At 37.7% G+C, this 15,236-nt stretch carries 9 protein-coding genes and 1 tRNA gene; 5 read left to right on the top strand and 5 right to left on the bottom strand.

Features of this window, described 5'->3' with window-relative positions; translation table 11 throughout:
• Nucleotides 1-31: 31 nt before the first annotated feature.
• From FJR09_RS05510 to FJR09_RS05525, 3 genes are all read right to left on the bottom strand, one after another.
• Nucleotides 32-1,258, bottom strand: coding sequence for an EAL domain-containing response regulator (locus tag FJR09_RS05510; protein WP_015079906.1), 1,227 nt, complete (start codon nt 1,256-1,258; stop codon nt 32-34).
• 183 nt (nt 1,259-1,441) lie between these two features.
• On the bottom strand, nt 1,442-2,767 hold the full coding sequence (locus tag FJR09_RS05515; RefSeq protein ID WP_015079907.1) for a TIGR03279 family radical SAM protein: 1,326 nt from the start codon (nt 2,765-2,767) through the stop codon (nt 1,442-1,444).
• A gap of 282 nt (nt 2,768-3,049) precedes the next feature.
• Entirely contained in the window at nt 3,050-3,976 is a 927-nt protein-coding gene (locus tag FJR09_RS05525; protein WP_015079908.1) for an undecaprenyl-diphosphate phosphatase, read from the bottom strand.
• A gap of 292 nt (nt 3,977-4,268) precedes the next feature.
• On the opposite strand from FJR09_RS05525, the gene FJR09_RS05530 reads away from it, so the two are divergent.
• Complete coding sequence (locus tag FJR09_RS05530; protein ID WP_015079909.1) at nt 4,269-6,248, top strand: AarF/ABC1/UbiB kinase family protein; 1,980 nt, start codon at nt 4,269-4,271, stop codon at nt 6,246-6,248.
• Between the two features lie 346 nt (nt 6,249-6,594).
• Here the strand turns inward: FJR09_RS05530 and uvrA are convergent, their stop codons facing one another.
• Nucleotides 6,595-9,537, bottom strand: a complete 2,943-nt coding sequence (gene uvrA / locus FJR09_RS05535) for an excinuclease ABC subunit UvrA (protein ID WP_015079910.1) — start codon at nt 9,535-9,537, stop codon at nt 6,595-6,597.
• Nucleotides 9,538-9,702: 165 nt separating this feature from the next.
• Here uvrA and FJR09_RS05540 point away from each other — a divergent pair, with 165 nt between their 5' ends.
• Nucleotides 9,703-10,458 carry a Uma2 family endonuclease gene (locus FJR09_RS05540; RefSeq protein WP_015079911.1) on the top strand — a complete coding sequence of 252 codons (756 nt, stop codon included), beginning with the start codon at nt 9,703-9,705 and terminating at the stop codon, nt 10,456-10,458.
• Nucleotides 10,459-10,807: 349 nt separating this feature from the next.
• Here the strand turns inward: FJR09_RS05540 and FJR09_RS05545 are convergent, their stop codons facing one another.
• Nucleotides 10,808-11,704 (bottom strand): alpha/beta fold hydrolase, encoded by an 897-nt coding sequence (locus tag FJR09_RS05545; RefSeq protein ID WP_168650451.1) that lies wholly within the window; start codon nt 11,702-11,704, stop codon nt 10,808-10,810.
• A gap of 713 nt (nt 11,705-12,417) precedes the next feature.
• On the opposite strand from FJR09_RS05545, the gene FJR09_RS05550 reads away from it, so the two are divergent.
• From FJR09_RS05550 to FJR09_RS05560, 3 genes are all read left to right on the top strand, one after another.
• Nucleotides 12,418-13,878 carry an S-layer homology domain-containing protein gene (locus FJR09_RS05550; protein ID WP_168650449.1) on the top strand — a complete coding sequence of 487 codons (1,461 nt, stop codon included), beginning with the start codon at nt 12,418-12,420 and terminating at the stop codon, nt 13,876-13,878.
• 373 nt (nt 13,879-14,251) lie between these two features.
• Nucleotides 14,252-14,980, top strand: coding sequence for an HAD family phosphatase (locus FJR09_RS05555; RefSeq protein WP_015079914.1), 729 nt, complete (start codon nt 14,252-14,254; stop codon nt 14,978-14,980).
• 45 nt (nt 14,981-15,025) lie between these two features.
• Nucleotides 15,026-15,098, top strand: a tRNA-Ala gene (locus FJR09_RS05560).
• Nucleotides 15,099-15,236 lie beyond the last annotated feature (138 nt).

Genomic DNA, 15,236 nt, shown 5'->3' on the forward strand with positions numbered 1-15,236 from the left:
GATTTTCAATGCTAACCTACTTAAATCTATTCTAACCATTAGGATAAATAAATAAAGATTTATTGGTCAATAAGAGCTTCTGGAATTCTAATGCAGGTAATGGTGGACTACAGATAAAGCCTTGAATAGCATCACAGTTATTTTCTCGTAAAAATGCTAGTTCTGCTTCAGTTTCTACCCCTTCAGCAATAATTTTTAGCTGCAAATCATGTCCTAGTTGAATCAAGTTTTTTGTAATTGCTGCTTTGCGGTAATCATCATTAATATTTTGGATAAAATCACGATCAATTTTGAGTGTATCCATTGGTAATTGCTTGAGAGTAAGCAATGAATTATTACTAACACCAAAATCATCCAGGGCAATCTTTACCCCTAAAGAGCGTAGTTTATTCATAGCTACTCTTGCCATATCCACATCTTCCATAATCATTCTTTCTGTTAGTTCAAGCTCTAAACAATTTGATTGAATATTATGGCTAGATATCAAATTGATAATTTGGGGAATTAAATCTGGTTGATTAAATTCAATTGATGCAAGATTAACCGCTATGGTTAAGTTATAAATGCCAATATCTTGCCAAGTTTGCATTTGCTGACAAACTCTATTTAACACCCATTTACCAATATCAATAATTAATCCATTGGTCTCTGCTAAAGGAATAAATTCCTGTGGTGATACTCTTCCTAGTTCCGTATTTGTCCAACGTAATAGACTTTCTGCGGCGGTAATTTTGCCAGTATTAATATCGGTAATTGGTTGATAATGAAGCTCAAAATCTGCAAAATTTTTCTCTCTTATTGCTATTTTTAAATTATTTAAAACCAACTGCATTCTTGGTGTTAATTTATTAATATTAGCCAATAAATTCTTCTTTAAATTTGCATAATTTTTCAACTTATTTAGGATAGCACTCAATAATTCAGCCCTGGTAAATGGCTTAGTCAGGTAATCATCTGCTCCCATATTCATCCCTTGACGGAAATCAGATTTAGCCGAGTTAGCAGTTAAAAAAATGAAAGGAATAGTTGATATTGATGGCTCTTGCCGCAATGCTGTTAATACGCCATAACCGTCTAATTCTGGCATCATCATATCACAGAGAATTAAATCTGGATATTCTGACATAGCCATATTTAAGCCTATTCTCCCATTAGCAGCAGCAACAACTTCAAAATTCTCAGATTCTAGCAAATCTAATAGATGTTCCCGCACTGATTTTTCATCTTCAATAACTAAAATTTTTGTCTTTCTATTCATTAGTCAGTTGCCAGTTGTCAGTTGTTATACTCAAAACGGTTGGGACATGGACTTTTGTAAAATCACGAAAAACCTAGATTTGTAGGGGTTTAGCATTGCTAAACCCCTACCCGCTTAAATCAAATAATTAAGCCGTGTTGAGTATGGTTGTCGAATAGGAAAGACTTTGGTAAATCATCAATCCTATTGAAGACAAGTATTGATTAATTCCTCAACTCCTGCCACAGGGAAAATACTGACATTTAATTGTTGGGATACTTCTGCAACCGTCATATCATCTAAAAATACCAGTTCCCCATGTTTAAGCATGACACTAGGTAATAAAATTCCCTCTCCTAAATCTTGTCCTTGAAGATTTAACAGTAAATCATGTCCCGTTAATAACCCAGTAACACTGATACTCTGTCCCCAATAATCGCTACATAAAGCCCGCATATTCACTTCTAACCCTTCTACAGTATTTAATTGTTGTACCAGGGGTTGAAATGCTATTTCCACTGCATTACCGACAACCCAAGTCAATCTGCGTTGGTTGGTAATTTTCGGTGGTAATAACTCAGTTGCAGTTTGGGTAAATTGTTTAATAAATAAGCGAATTGAACCCACACCATTATCAATTTGGGGATACTCTTCATATTCAGCTTCGCTAGGTAATTCTTCCCCGGCAATTAAAAACCATTCATCAGCTAACCACACTACACTAGAATTATATTTTTTGCGAAATTTCTGAGAGAGTAATTTAACTTGAGAAATTACCTCTTGTGCTTTTTCCTTAGTTACAGGTATGAGTTCATCTTCCTGGGGACGAAATCGCGTTAAACCCACGGGAACAACTGCTATTGATGCTACTGTTGGTAATTCTCCAGGATGAAAAGATGTTAGATCTTGTAATGTCTTTTCTAAATGTTCACCATCATTTATCCCTGGACAGACAACAACTTGAGCATGAATTTGTAATCTTCGTTCTTGAAACCAGCGAATTTGTGATAATATTTCTCCACCCCGATTATTTTTTAAAAGTCTAATTCTTATATCTGGTTCTGTAGAATGCACGGAAACATACAGAGGTGATAATCGCATTTGTTCAATTCTTTGCCATTCTTTCGCGGTTAAATTCGTTAAAGTTAGATAAGAACCATATAAAAAGCTTAATCGGTAATCATCATCTTTTAAATATAAACTAGTCCGTTTTCCCGGTGGTTGTTGATCAATAAAGCAAAAGGGACAACGGTTATTACACTGAATTAAACCATCAAATAAAGCTGTTGAAAATTCCAGTCCTAAATCATCATCATAATCTTTTTCAATTTCGACATGATGGGTTTTCCCTGTCGCATCTAAAACTTCTAGTTCCAGAATTTCATCAGCGCACAAAAATTGATAATCAATTAAATCACGAGGTTGTGTGCCATTAATGGCCACAATCGCATCACCGGCTGTAAAGCCAATTTCCTCCGCAATTGAGTCAGCAAGCACCTTGGTAATTTTAGCAGGTTGAATGGTAGTCATGAGTTAGTTGTCAGTTGTCAGTTGTCAGTTGTTAGTAGGGGCGAAGCATTCATTTGGAAGATAAATTATCGATCTGTCAGTTGTCAGTTGTTAGTTGTCAGTAGGGGCGAAGCATTTGGAAGATAAATTATCGATCATTGCCAAAAATAGTTCTCCAAATGCTTCGCCCGTACAGTTGTTAGGGGATAAAAATTTTAGATAGAAGTTAATTTAACATGATCCAAAATCTAAAATTTAATATCCAATCCCCAATCCCCACCTAGTGTAAATATTCTATCAGAGTTATCCTGGCCAACCAGCGGCGATCGCTAATAAAATGGAAATACCAAAAGCCAACCTATACCAAACAAAAACCAATGTGTTTTTAGTTTGCAAGTATTTGATTAAAAAAGCAATTGATAAATAGGAAAAAATAAAAGTAGAAATGATGCCAACAATTAACAGAATCACAATATTATCTGGTAATTCACCTGATTCAAACATTTTGAAGATTTTCAGACTTTTATATAAAGTCGCAATTGTCAAAGTGGGAAATCCTAACAAAAATGAAAATTTCGCGGCTGCTTCTCTTTCTAATCCTAGAAATAAGCCAGTAGTTAAAGTGGAACCTGAACGAGAAACGCCCGGAACTAAAGCTAAAGTTTGTCCCAATCCTACTAAAATACCATCTCGAATTTCCAAAGTAGCAAAACCCCGTTTACGACTCCCAATTTTTTCCGCTAACCCTAGCAAAATCGCCATAATAATTGACATGATCGCAATAATTAAGGAACTTTCTGGGATCACATCTTTTAACAAAAACCCAATAGTTAAAGCGGGAATTGTCCCCACCGCAATCCCGACAACAATTTTCCATTCTTCGCTTTCCCAGTCTTTAGTTTTAAAAGCTGTAATTGCACCTTTCACTAAACTAGAAATAACAGCCCAAAAATACCACAAAATTGCAATTACGCTTCCAAATTGAATAGCATCAACAAAATCTTTAGAACCCAGTTCTTTCCAACCAAATACCTTCGTCACAATGATTAAATGTGCTGTACTACTAATTGGTAAAAACTCTGTAATCCCTTGCACAATCCCTAAAATAAATGCCTGGATTACTCCTTGAACTAAATCAACTTGACTAGTGGCTGCTTGGGTAGGCATTCCTACCTGTAACAATTGCAGTAATAGTAAGTTTGTACTATTTACTTCTAAGATTGTTGTCATTAACAAGACTCCCAAGATCAATAGGTAATTCTAGCAAACTATCCAACTTTACCTGGTTGTTGTCAGTCTTTTTAGCAAAAATATTATAGGAATGTGGGTTACAAAGTGATTATTGGTTTCTGCCTGAACGTCCTTAAATATATTTAGTTATGTTGTTTTCCGCCTAAATATACTATGCTGCGTTTATTGACAAAAAATATTAAAGCATTAATTTCTAATTTTTGAAGATATCCCGAAAAGACAAGATATTGTTACAATATTTAACAACGTTGATCTAACTGGTGGCTTCTTCATGATGGTTAAGACACTTCCCTCTAGTTCTCGAACAAGTCAGGAGGACAGTCGCGGAGGCGAATTGTCCGTAATTGAGGTAGTAGCAGAACAAAATCCACAGACTGTAGCAATCAAATCGGCTGAAGCTTCTCCACAGCCCAGACATCGGGTGCGGGTGGGATCTGAACCGGAGTCGATGCTGTATGATCCTGTGGAAATACAAGCACAGTATAGTGGGCGATTCCTGCAAGTTATCGGGCGGATTTTGACGGTTTTAAAACCAATTCTGTCCTTTGTCTTTGGGTTATGGTGGGATAAGCAATGGGGAATTTTGGTTAAAAATGAACGTCGTCGCGCTGTTCAGCTCAGAGATTTATTAACAAAGTTGGGTCCAGCTTACATTAAAATTGGTCAGGCTTTATCCACTAGACCAGATTTAGTCCCACCAATTTACCTGGAAGAATTAACTAGACTCCAAGATCAATTACCAGCTTTTCCTAATGAAATAGCTTACCAGTTTATTGAGGAAGAATTGGGAGCAACACCATTAGAGATTTATGCAGAATTGTCTTCACAACCGATTGCGGCGGCTTCTTTAGGACAGGTATATCAGGGAAGATTGAAAACTGGCGAAGAAGTAGCGATTAAGGTACAACGCCCAGATTTACGAGAAAAAATTACTATAGATTTGTATATTTTGCGGAATTTGGCTGGTTGGATACAGCACAATTTCCAGCGAGTCCGCAGTGATTTAGTGGGGATTTTAGATGAATTAGGCGATCGCATTTTTGAAGAAATGGACTATATTCATGAAGGCGAAAATGCGGAACGCTTTTTTGAATTATATGGTCACATGAAGGATATTTATGTCCCCAAAATTTACTGGGAATACACCAACCGTCGCGTTTTAACGATGGAATGGATTAACGGCATTAAATTAACTCAACCCGAAAAAATTGCCGCTTTAGGAATCAATGCGCGGTATTTAATTGAAGTTGGTGTCCAGTGTTCTTTACGTCAATTATTAGAACATGGATTTTTTCATGCTGACCCTCACCCAGGTAACTTGTTAGCGACAATGGATGGTAAATTAGCTTATCTCGATTTTGGCATGATGAGCGAAGTTAAACCAGCCCAACGTTATGGTTTAATTGAGGCAATTGTCCACGTTGTCAATCGAGAATTTGATAGTTTAGCAAAAGACTATGTAAAGTTAGAATTCCTCAGTCCAGAAACAGACCTTACCCCCATCGTTCCCGCTTTTGCAAAGGTATTTGCTAATGCCGAAGGTGCAAGTGTCGCGGATTTGAATATTAAAAGCATCACCGATGATTTATCAGCTTTAATGTATGAATATCCTTTCCGCGTCCCTCCCTATTACGCTTTAATTATTCGTTCTCTTGTGACTTTGGAAGGGATTGCAATTTATATAGATCCCGATTTTAAAGTTCTCAGTGAAGCCTATCCTTATGTTGCTAAACGGCTTTTAACAGATCCGGCAAATGAGTTAAGAACATCATTACAAGAATTACTGTTTAAAGATGGTAAATTTCGCTGGAATCGGTTGGAGAATTTGTTAAAAAATGCCCGCAGTAACCAAGAATATGATCTTAATTTGGTTGTTAATCAAGGAGTAGAATTTCTCTCTTCTGACCGAGGTTCATTTATTCGTGACAGATTAGTTGATGAATTTTTCAACGGTGTAGATGCTGTTAGTAAAAATGCCTTGCATAACTTGACTTATGTACTGCGAGAAAGGGTAGGAATCACCGCAATCAATCAAATTCCTTCAGCAAGTGTTGAACAACAACAAACTTTAGAATATATTAAACGCATTGCTGGGATTTTGCGAGAAACTAAAGGCTTTGATGCGACAAAGTTAGCCCCCCAATTAGCCCAAATCATTGTTAATCCAGGAGTTCAACTTTTAGGTCAACAAATTGCCACTCGTGTTACTCAAAAAGCTGTAACTCGGATAATTCGAGAATTATTAGCATAATGTCTAAACTGTGATTTTTCTGATTTAGATGATTGGGATGATTGAAATAATTAATTAATCACAAAAATCAAATTAATCAAAAAAATCATAGTTTAGATGATTGGGATGATTGAAATAATTAATTAATCACAAAAATCAAATTAATCACACAAATCATAGTTTAGATGATTGGGATGATTGAAATAATTAATTAATCACAAAAATCAGATTAATCAAAAAAATCATAGTTTAGATGATTGGGATGATTGAAATAATTAATTAATCACAAAAATCAAATTAATCAAAAAAATCATAGTTTAGATGATGAATTAATCAAAAAAATCAGATTAATCACACAAATCATAGTTTAGATAACTGCTGGATATTGCGCCAACACCTGCTGTAAATATTGACCAGTATAAGAACGAGGATTTTTTGCCACATCTTCAGGCGTTCCCGCAGCAATCAGTTCTCCGCCCTTATCTCCACCTTCAGGTCCCAAATCTATCACCCAATCAGAACAACGAATGACATCTAAATTATGTTCAATCACTAAAATGGAATTTCCCTTATCTACCAATCTTTGTAAAACGTCCAACAATTTGTGGACATCATAAAAAGATAAACCTGTAGTTGGTTCATCTATTAAATAAAGTGTTTTCCCAGTCGCGCGTCGAGATAATTCCGTGGCTAATTTCACCCGTTGGGCTTCTCCACCAGATAAAGTTGTGGCTGGTTGTCCTAATTGCACATAACCCAAACCAACATCAAATAAAGTTTGTAATCTAGTTAGGGCTTTGGGAATATTTTGACAGAAATCTAATGCTTCTTCAACCGTCATATTCAAAACATCAGAAATTGATTTATCCTTATATTTAACTTGGAGAGTTTCCCGGTTATATCTCGCACCTTTGCAAATTTCACATTGTACATAAACGTCAGGGAGAAAATTCATTTCGATGACATTTACACCTTGTCCACTACAAGCTTCACACCGTCCACCTTTAACATTAAAAGAAAATTGTCCAGGTTTATAACCTCTGGTTTTAGCTTCAACAGTTTGGGAAAAAACATCACGAATAATATCGAAAACTCCGGTGTAAGTTGCAGGGTTAGAACGGGGAGTTCTCCCAATGGGTGATTGGTCAATGACAATGGCTTTATCAACGCAGTTTAAACCCTTGATTTCATCCATGTCTTTGGGTGCGGGAGCTTTTTTCAGTAAATGATGTTGTAAGGCTGGATAAAGTAATTCGTTAATTAAGGTAGATTTTCCTGAACCAGAAACACCTGTAACGGAGACAAGTTTTCCCAAGGGAATTTCTACATCTATATTTTGTAAGTTGTTACGATGGGCATTTCTAATAGTTAAGGCGCGGCCATTTCCTTCTCGTCTTTTAGCTGGGGTAGTGATGACTCTTCTTCCTGATAGGTAAGCACCAGTTAAAGATGCTTCTGCGTTGAGTAAATCCTCAAAACTGCCTTCGGAAATAATATTTCCCCCATGAATTCCTGCACCGGGACCAATATCAACTATATAGTTAGCAGCGCGGATAGTTTCTTCATCATGTTCCACAACTATTAAGGTATTTCCTAAGTCGCGTAATTTGGTTAATGTTTTGAGTAATTTTCCGTTATCTCTTTGATGTAACCCAATACTTGGTTCATCTAAAACGTAAAGAACTCCTGTTAGTCCTGAACCGATTTGTGTGGCTAATCGAATGCGTTGGGCTTCTCCACCTGATAATGTCATAGCGGGACGATCTAAGGTGAGATAATCTAAGCCAACATCTAATAAAAATTGTAATCTGGCTTTAACTTCTCTGAGAACTAAATCAGCTATTTGAGTTTGTCTAGTACTCAATTTTAATTTTTCGATTCTTTCCCGACATTCTCGAATGGAAACACTGGTAAAATCTAAAATTCCATATTGTCCTAACTTCACAGCTAAGGCTTCCGGTTTTAATCTTTTCCCACCGCAAACTTCGCAGGGTTGGTCAATTAAATATTCTTCTAATTTCTGTTTAACTAACTCCGTTCCCCCTTCATACTGTCTTTGTAAAATGGGAATTACACCCTTAAAACTCTGCGACCTCTGCGCCTCTGTGGTTCGTTTCTCTTCCCCATACAAGACAACTTTTTGCTGTTCCGGTGTCAACTTCCCCCATTGAGTTTGTAACTCAAAGCCATAATTCAACCCCACAGCATATAACAACTCCAAATAATAGGAGTTTTCCTTTTCTGACCAAGGAGCGATCGCTGCATACATGGGCGAATCTGGATTAGGTACAACCAACTCCGGGGAAAATCTTCTTAAAGTCCCAATCCCATGACAATGGGGACAAGCACCATAAGGGGAATTAAAAGAAAACAATCGGGGGGATAATTCTTCCATTACCGCACCATGTTCGGGACAAGCAAAGTTTTCCGAAAACACCATTTCTGTGGGTAATTCTTGTGCGGAAATACCTTGATTTTCTGCCTCAGTTGCTATATACTTACTATCAGACCGCTCCAGCGCTATCTTATCCGATGTGTCTTTTAATACCTCAATTGTGGCGATTCCGTTAGATTGCTTAAGACAGGTTGCTAGAGAATCCACCAAACGCTCTTGAATACCATCTTTTTTAACTAATCTGTCAATAACCAGTTCTATAGTATGTGTGTTATTTTTGTCTAACTCGATGGAATCTGATAGCTCTCGCACCTCTCCATTTACCCTAATGCGGACAAATCCTTGCGCGGCTAAACCGGAAATTAATTTGCGGTGAGTTCCCTTTTTCCCCCGGACTACAGGGGCTAGAATTTGGAAGCGGGTACGGTCGGGAAGTTCCATGATGCGATCGCACATCTGGTCAATGGTCTGAGGGGCAATAGAGCGATCGCAGATGGGACAATGGGGTTCACCAGCGCGACCATATAACAAGCGCAGATAATCATAAATTTCCGTGACTGTCCCCACCGTCGAACGGGGATTATGGGAAGTTGATTTTTGGTCAATGGAAATTGCCGGACTTAAACCTTCAATTGCTTCAACGTCGGGTTTATCCAACTGTCCCAAAAATTGCCGAGCATAGGCGCTGAGGGATTCTACATAACGGCGTTGACCTTCAGCGAAAATGGTATCGAAGGCTAAAGAAGACTTACCCGAACCAGAAACGCCAGTAAAGACAATCAGGCGATCGCGGGGTAATTCCAAATCAATATTTTTCAGATTATGCTGCCTAGCGCCCCGAATGCGGATAGTATTCTGGCTATTGTGAGCGGTTGGAAGCACATCGTTTAAAGAAGCAGCTAGATTTTCTGACATATTGACAGGCTAAGGAAAGGTTACACAGTGAAACAATCCTTAATAATACTATCTTTGTTCAGGTTATAGTAAAGTATCAATCATCTTAATTTCCTACCCAGGATATCACTTGATATTTCCTTGATTTGGTAGATAATTAGAAAAAATCTTGCTGAGGATAGAGTTATGGTTTCACAAATCGCAGCACCAGCCCAGCCAGAGGTCATTTACCCAGATTGTGACGGACAACCGGTGGCAAACAATACGATTCAGTTTCGCATTCTTGTAGAAATTCAACAAAATTTAGATTGGCTGTTTGCTGATAACCCCAATGTATTTGTCGCTGGAGATTTATTTTGGTATCCAGTTGAAGGCAAAAATACCATCGTTAATGCTCCTGATGTTTTCGTAGTATTGGGTAGACCAAAAGGCGATAGACTTTCCTATATGCAATGGAAGGAAGCAGGTATTCCTCCCCAAATCGTCTTTGAAATTATTTCTCCTAGTAATACGAGAGCGGAAATGGAGAAAAAATTACTTTTCTATGACCGTTATGGTGTAGAAGAATATTATATCTATGATCCTGACAAAAATAATTTACAAGGTTGGTTAAGGGCTGAAGATGGTTTGGATATTATTACCAAAATTACAGACTTTATTAGTCCCCGGCTAAAAATTCGGTTTCTGTTGGGCGAGGAGACTTTACAGCTTTATCATCCTAATGGTAATCCATTTTTAACTTACGCGGAAATTGCTCAACGCGCTGAACAAGAAAGACAACGGGCTGAACAAGAAAGACAACGGGCTGAACAAGCAGAACAAGCCAGAAAAAATGCCATACCCAAATTATTAGAAATGGGTTTGAGCGTGGAACAAATAGCCACTGCTTTGAGTTTATCAGTTGAGGAAGTAAGTATTCAGCAATTATCATACACAGATTAAATGTCCTGCTTGTAATAAATTAAACTATGTGAGAGGAGATGAAACAGACTATAATTGTAAGTTTTGTGATACTAATATCAATGTTTATGCACGCAAGAATGATCTAATTTTCGATATACCTAAGTAGAACGGCTTGAATAATTCAAAGTTTGTAGTGAGGAATTTATTCCTCATTTGAGGGCTGAAGCCCTTACTACGAAATCATCTCCAGATTTTTTACATTACTTAATCTACTTTGATTTATTTTCGTCTACTTACCTAATCAAAATGATAAATGAGGTAATAGCAAAGGTAAAACCCTTACCTTTTACCAATTACCCATTACCAATTACCAATTACCCATTACCCATTACCCATTACCCATTACCTGTCCTAACCAATCAATAATTTCACTATTCACAATATCTGGAACTTCATCATGGGGACAATGACCAGCGCCGGGAATAGGAACAACTTTAATATCTTGACCATTTTCTCGCGCTGCTTCATAGATATTCGCTCCCGTAATTGGTGTCCAAGGATCTTCTGCACCCCAAATTACTAATAACGGAAATTTCAACTTAGGTAATAATTCCTCTGGACCTGGACCGGGAGGTGCAGTGAGAATAGAAGCAAAAACTTCTTGCGCTCCGGGGTCACAAGATGGGTTATAAAGTAAATCTACAAGTTCATCTGTCACCGCAGTGCGATCGCTATATACTTGATATAAAGTCCGGCGAATTTGTGATTTTTGGCGAATCCGGTTAAAAACGAATTTACCTGTCACTGGGTTAGCCACCAACTTGTTAAAAGTTGCCATTACAACTCGCAAAATTGGATTTAATTCATGGGGACGGTGACTCAAACCACCAGCAGAGTTAATTAAAACTCCTCCAGCCGCAATTTCTGGAGATTCTGTTAAAACAATTAAACTTAAAAGAGCGCCAATAGAATTACCAATAAATATTGCTGGTGTTTGAATATGTGCATGGCAAAAATCCTTTAATAATTCCGCCCACACTTCCATGCTATAATCTATAGTTGCTTTATCAGAACCACCAAAACCCAGCAAATCTAAAGCGAACACCTGATAACCAGCAGCAGCTAGAATCGGGATATTTTTGCGCCAGTGACCAATAGAAGCGCCAAAACCGTGAATTAGCACCAAAGGCTGACCTGTACCCATCACAGTATATTGAATTTTGTAATCTCGCCAAGTCCAAACCTGTTTTTCTAATGTCTGCAAATCCTGGATTGTAGTTGTCATTTGTGAAGATTCCTAAATTATTATTTATTTATATTATAGTCAAAATGACTTAATTGTTTGATTGTATAGGTAGGGGTAAAGCAAAAGCTAAACCCCTACACATTATTATCAGTTATCAATTGTCAATTATCACTTGCCTCTTCCCTATCTGACAAAAGTAATATAAAATGCCCTGTGTTACCAGTAGAGTTCACTAGCATCAAAAATTTTTGATCTAGAGAATATTAGTCCATTGGCCAGGTGTGAGATAAAATACTGTCAGTAACTCAGTCCTAAAGAGACTGAGCTTGTAAGAAATTGCAAGCTGTACTGACCAGTCTAAGTCTTCACTGACTACGTTTTTTGAGTCACGACACCCTGGAATGCGTAGCTAGTTCCCTGCTCTGTCGCTTGTGATTAAACAGTTTCAAGGTCACTGAAACAGTGTTGCAAGCCTAAAAAGCTCTTAAAACATTGACGTTCGCGCAAGCGTGCCGGAGGCATTCAGCTAACATCACCCCGAAAGGGAGGCACATCGCGTGCAACACATTATGCGTACAGAGTTGGGAAATTTGAATCGGTAATTGTCCCGTTGAAAGTACACCACAAAAGTACCCCGAATTTCTTAACTCCAAGGCGGTAATGAAAAAAGATTCAAAGCGGTTAAAACCGCCCGTGTCGCTTTCCTCTCAGGGAGCCAAGCCACGCTCGTTTCCCACTTACCGGATATCCTTATGAATCCCATTAACTTAAGTTGGAGTAAACTGGTTGTTACAGCCGTTTCTGTTGTCGCATTATCGCCAATATCTTCTGCATTAGCAGTATCAAGACTTTCTTCCCCAGTTGCATCAAAATTAGGTAATTCTCCACAAACGCAACTTTTAGTGGGTCAATCTGAAGGTGAAGCAATTGATATTCCCGTTAATACGAGTTTTTCACCAGAGAAGAAATCAGCTTTCACGCTTTATATATGGCAACCTGGGGGGACAATCAAAGAAGTAATTGCCCGGATTTCTATTAAGAGTAAATATGGCAATAAATATCGCCAAGAAAGGTTTTTAGGTGATTATAAATATAAGATTAAGCAAAAGGCTAAGTTTGTTAAAGGATTTAAATTAGGCGATCGCATTGTTGTCCGTTTATATGATACCAATAATCGCTTTATTGGTTACAGTGAATTTGTTTGTTTGCCGGAAAATACTGCGGTTAACTTGATTTTATCGGCTAATCCCACAGAAAACAAAGTAGTCCGCACCTTTTATGGTTTTGATGTCAATAATGATAGCATTGTTGATAATACCAATGCCTACGATTATTTCACGGAAGTTAATAACCAAAAAGTTACTTTTCTGAGTAGTTCGGAAAAGATTAATATTGTCCAATATCAAGCCGCAGGATTTGCCAAAGTTGCCACCACTGGTACTTATCCTACCTCCTTTAGCGAAGGTGATTTTGCTGTAGTAGGTAAATCTATAAATGCCTTTGATTCTAACTTAGCAAAAGCTTTAACAGCTAATCCTGGTAGTTTGGTAAAGTTGACTCCAATTCAGGACAACTCCAGTTTTGAACTGGGGAAATTATTAAGTGAATATCGGAAAATAGGTGTAGGTAAGGGTATTCAAGTCTCATTTTCTGATATCTCCAAAAACTATTGGGCTAGGGAATATATTTCTGAATTGGCTGCAATGGAAGTAATTGGCGGATTTCCTGATGATTCTTTTCGTCCCAATGCACCAGTAACTCGTGCCGAATTAGCTGCCCTTTTGCAAAAAGTCTTTATTAAAAGTAAAGTTCGAGAAGCAATTAATTTTAAAGATGTTCCTAAGCGATATTGGGCTTATGATGCCATTCGAGAAGCTTATGAAATGGGCTTTTTTACTATTCTCAACAGCAAAAACTTTAACCCCACACAAAAGCTGAGTCGTCTAGATGTTTTAATAACTTTAGCCAAAGGATTGAATTATAAATTTACTGGTTCAACAGAAAATATCCTTTCAGTTTATAGTGATGCTTCTAGTATTAGAAGTGAACATCGTAATTTTATCGCCGCATTGACAGAAAATGGTGTAATTACTAATTATCCTAATAAAAAATTACTAAATCCTAAAAAAGTTGCCACTAGAGCCGATGTTTGTGCTTTATTGTATCGGGCAATGGTGAGCGCTGGAGAAGTGGCAGATTTACCTGCAAAATAAATTGGACAAACAATATCTTGTCAATTTTCTGCTTTGTTGGGTTAAGCGACAGCGCAACCCAACAAATGCGTTGGGTTTCATGCTAATTGCTCCGCGAACGTTCACGTTCCACAACCCAACCTACAAATCAAGGCTATGGGTTTTACGTTAAGTTTAATTTAAAGATGCGTCCATTTTGGGTATAATTACAAGTAAACGTAATTTTACAAGGTTGTGGAATATCTCTGTCAAGCTATGACAACAAGATCCCCGACTTCTTGAAGAAGTCGGGGATCTGACTCTTGTATATTTTCAAAAATGGGTTAATCTTAAATGTATTCCGGTAATTTACTCTGATAAATAATCATCTGGAGGATTGTTTCCAGTTTGCACTATGAGTTTAAAGGCAGTTTTATTTAATTTTAATGGTGTCATTATTAAAGATGGATTAATCCATATCCAACTGATAGATGAGATTCTTATACAGGAAAATCTTCAACCTCAACGGGTAAAAGAACGTGAAGACTTTTTAGGGATAAGTCATCGCGCTTATCTGCAAAACCTGCTGAAAAATCGTGGTAGGGTGGTGACGGAAGCTTATATGGCTCAATTACTCACTCGCAAAGCTCAAGCTTATGTGTTGGAATTGGAGAAGCTGGAAAAATTGCCTTTGTATTCGGGAATTGAAGATGTAATTTTTCAGATTCGTTCCCGTCATCTCAAAATGGCGTTAGTCAGTGATGCTTTATCCCTAGAAATTGAAATGGTATTAACATCTGCTAAATTAGCTGAATACTTCCCTGTAATTGTGTCGGGGGATGATATCAGCAGCGATAAACCTAACCCGGAAGGCTATTTGCTGGCGGTTGAACGTCTAAATCAGACATATCCAGAATTAAACTTAGAACCTGATGAGTGTTTAGTGATTGAAAATACCCCCGCAGGTATTCAAGCAGCTAAACGCGCCCAAATGCAAGTGGTAGGAGTAGCGAATACTTACCCTTTCCAGATGCTACACCGTCAAGCTAATTGGACGATTGATTATCTGATTGATTTGGATTTACAGCGAGTACAGGAAGTTTTTTTAGAAAAAGATGTGCAATCTGTCGTTCCTGAGTGTTAGGATATAATATGTTTATGAGAGTTGTTAACTTATAAGCACGAATAAGGGGAATTAGCTCAGTTGGTAGAGTGCTGCGATCGCACCGCAGAGGTCAGGGGTTCGAGTCTCCTATTCTCCATTTGTATTAAGTAATTGTCCGCGTTGCCAAATTAATTGTCAATCAGTAACTCGCATTTCAGGTAGATAAAGATTGGTTTCCAAAGGTGATTTTCCAAAATTCTCCCAGTTCCTAGGGGTGCAGGAGGCAGGGGATAAA

The sequence above is a fragment of the Dolichospermum sp. UHCC 0406 genome, from assembly GCF_009712025.1.
Classification (GTDB): Bacteria; Cyanobacteriota; Cyanobacteriia; order Cyanobacteriales; family Nostocaceae; genus Dolichospermum; species Dolichospermum lemmermannii.

Bases quoted from the DNA above. Each gene is read 5' to 3' on its own strand.
- FJR09_RS05510 (WP_015079906.1), bottom strand. From the start codon at position 1,258: ATGAATAGAAAGACAAAAATTTTAGTTATTGAAGATGAAAAATCAGTG.
- FJR09_RS05515 (WP_015079907.1), bottom strand. From the start codon at position 2,767: ATGACTACCATTCAACCTGCTAAAATTACCAAGGTGCTTGCTGACTCA.
- FJR09_RS05525 (WP_015079908.1), bottom strand. From the start codon at position 3,976: ATGACAACAATCTTAGAAGTAAATAGTACAAACTTACTATTACTGCAA.
- FJR09_RS05530 (WP_015079909.1), top strand. From the start codon at position 4,269: ATGATGGTTAAGACACTTCCCTCTAGTTCTCGAACAAGTCAGGAGGAC.
- uvrA (WP_015079910.1), bottom strand. From the start codon at position 9,537: ATGTCAGAAAATCTAGCTGCTTCTTTAAACGATGTGCTTCCAACCGCT.
- FJR09_RS05540 (WP_015079911.1), top strand. From the start codon at position 9,703: ATGGTTTCACAAATCGCAGCACCAGCCCAGCCAGAGGTCATTTACCCA.
- FJR09_RS05545 (WP_168650451.1), bottom strand. From the start codon at position 11,704: ATGACAACTACAATCCAGGATTTGCAGACATTAGAAAAACAGGTTTGG.
- FJR09_RS05550 (WP_168650449.1), top strand. From the start codon at position 12,418: ATGAATCCCATTAACTTAAGTTGGAGTAAACTGGTTGTTACAGCCGTT.
- FJR09_RS05555 (WP_015079914.1), top strand. From the start codon at position 14,252: ATGAGTTTAAAGGCAGTTTTATTTAATTTTAATGGTGTCATTATTAAA.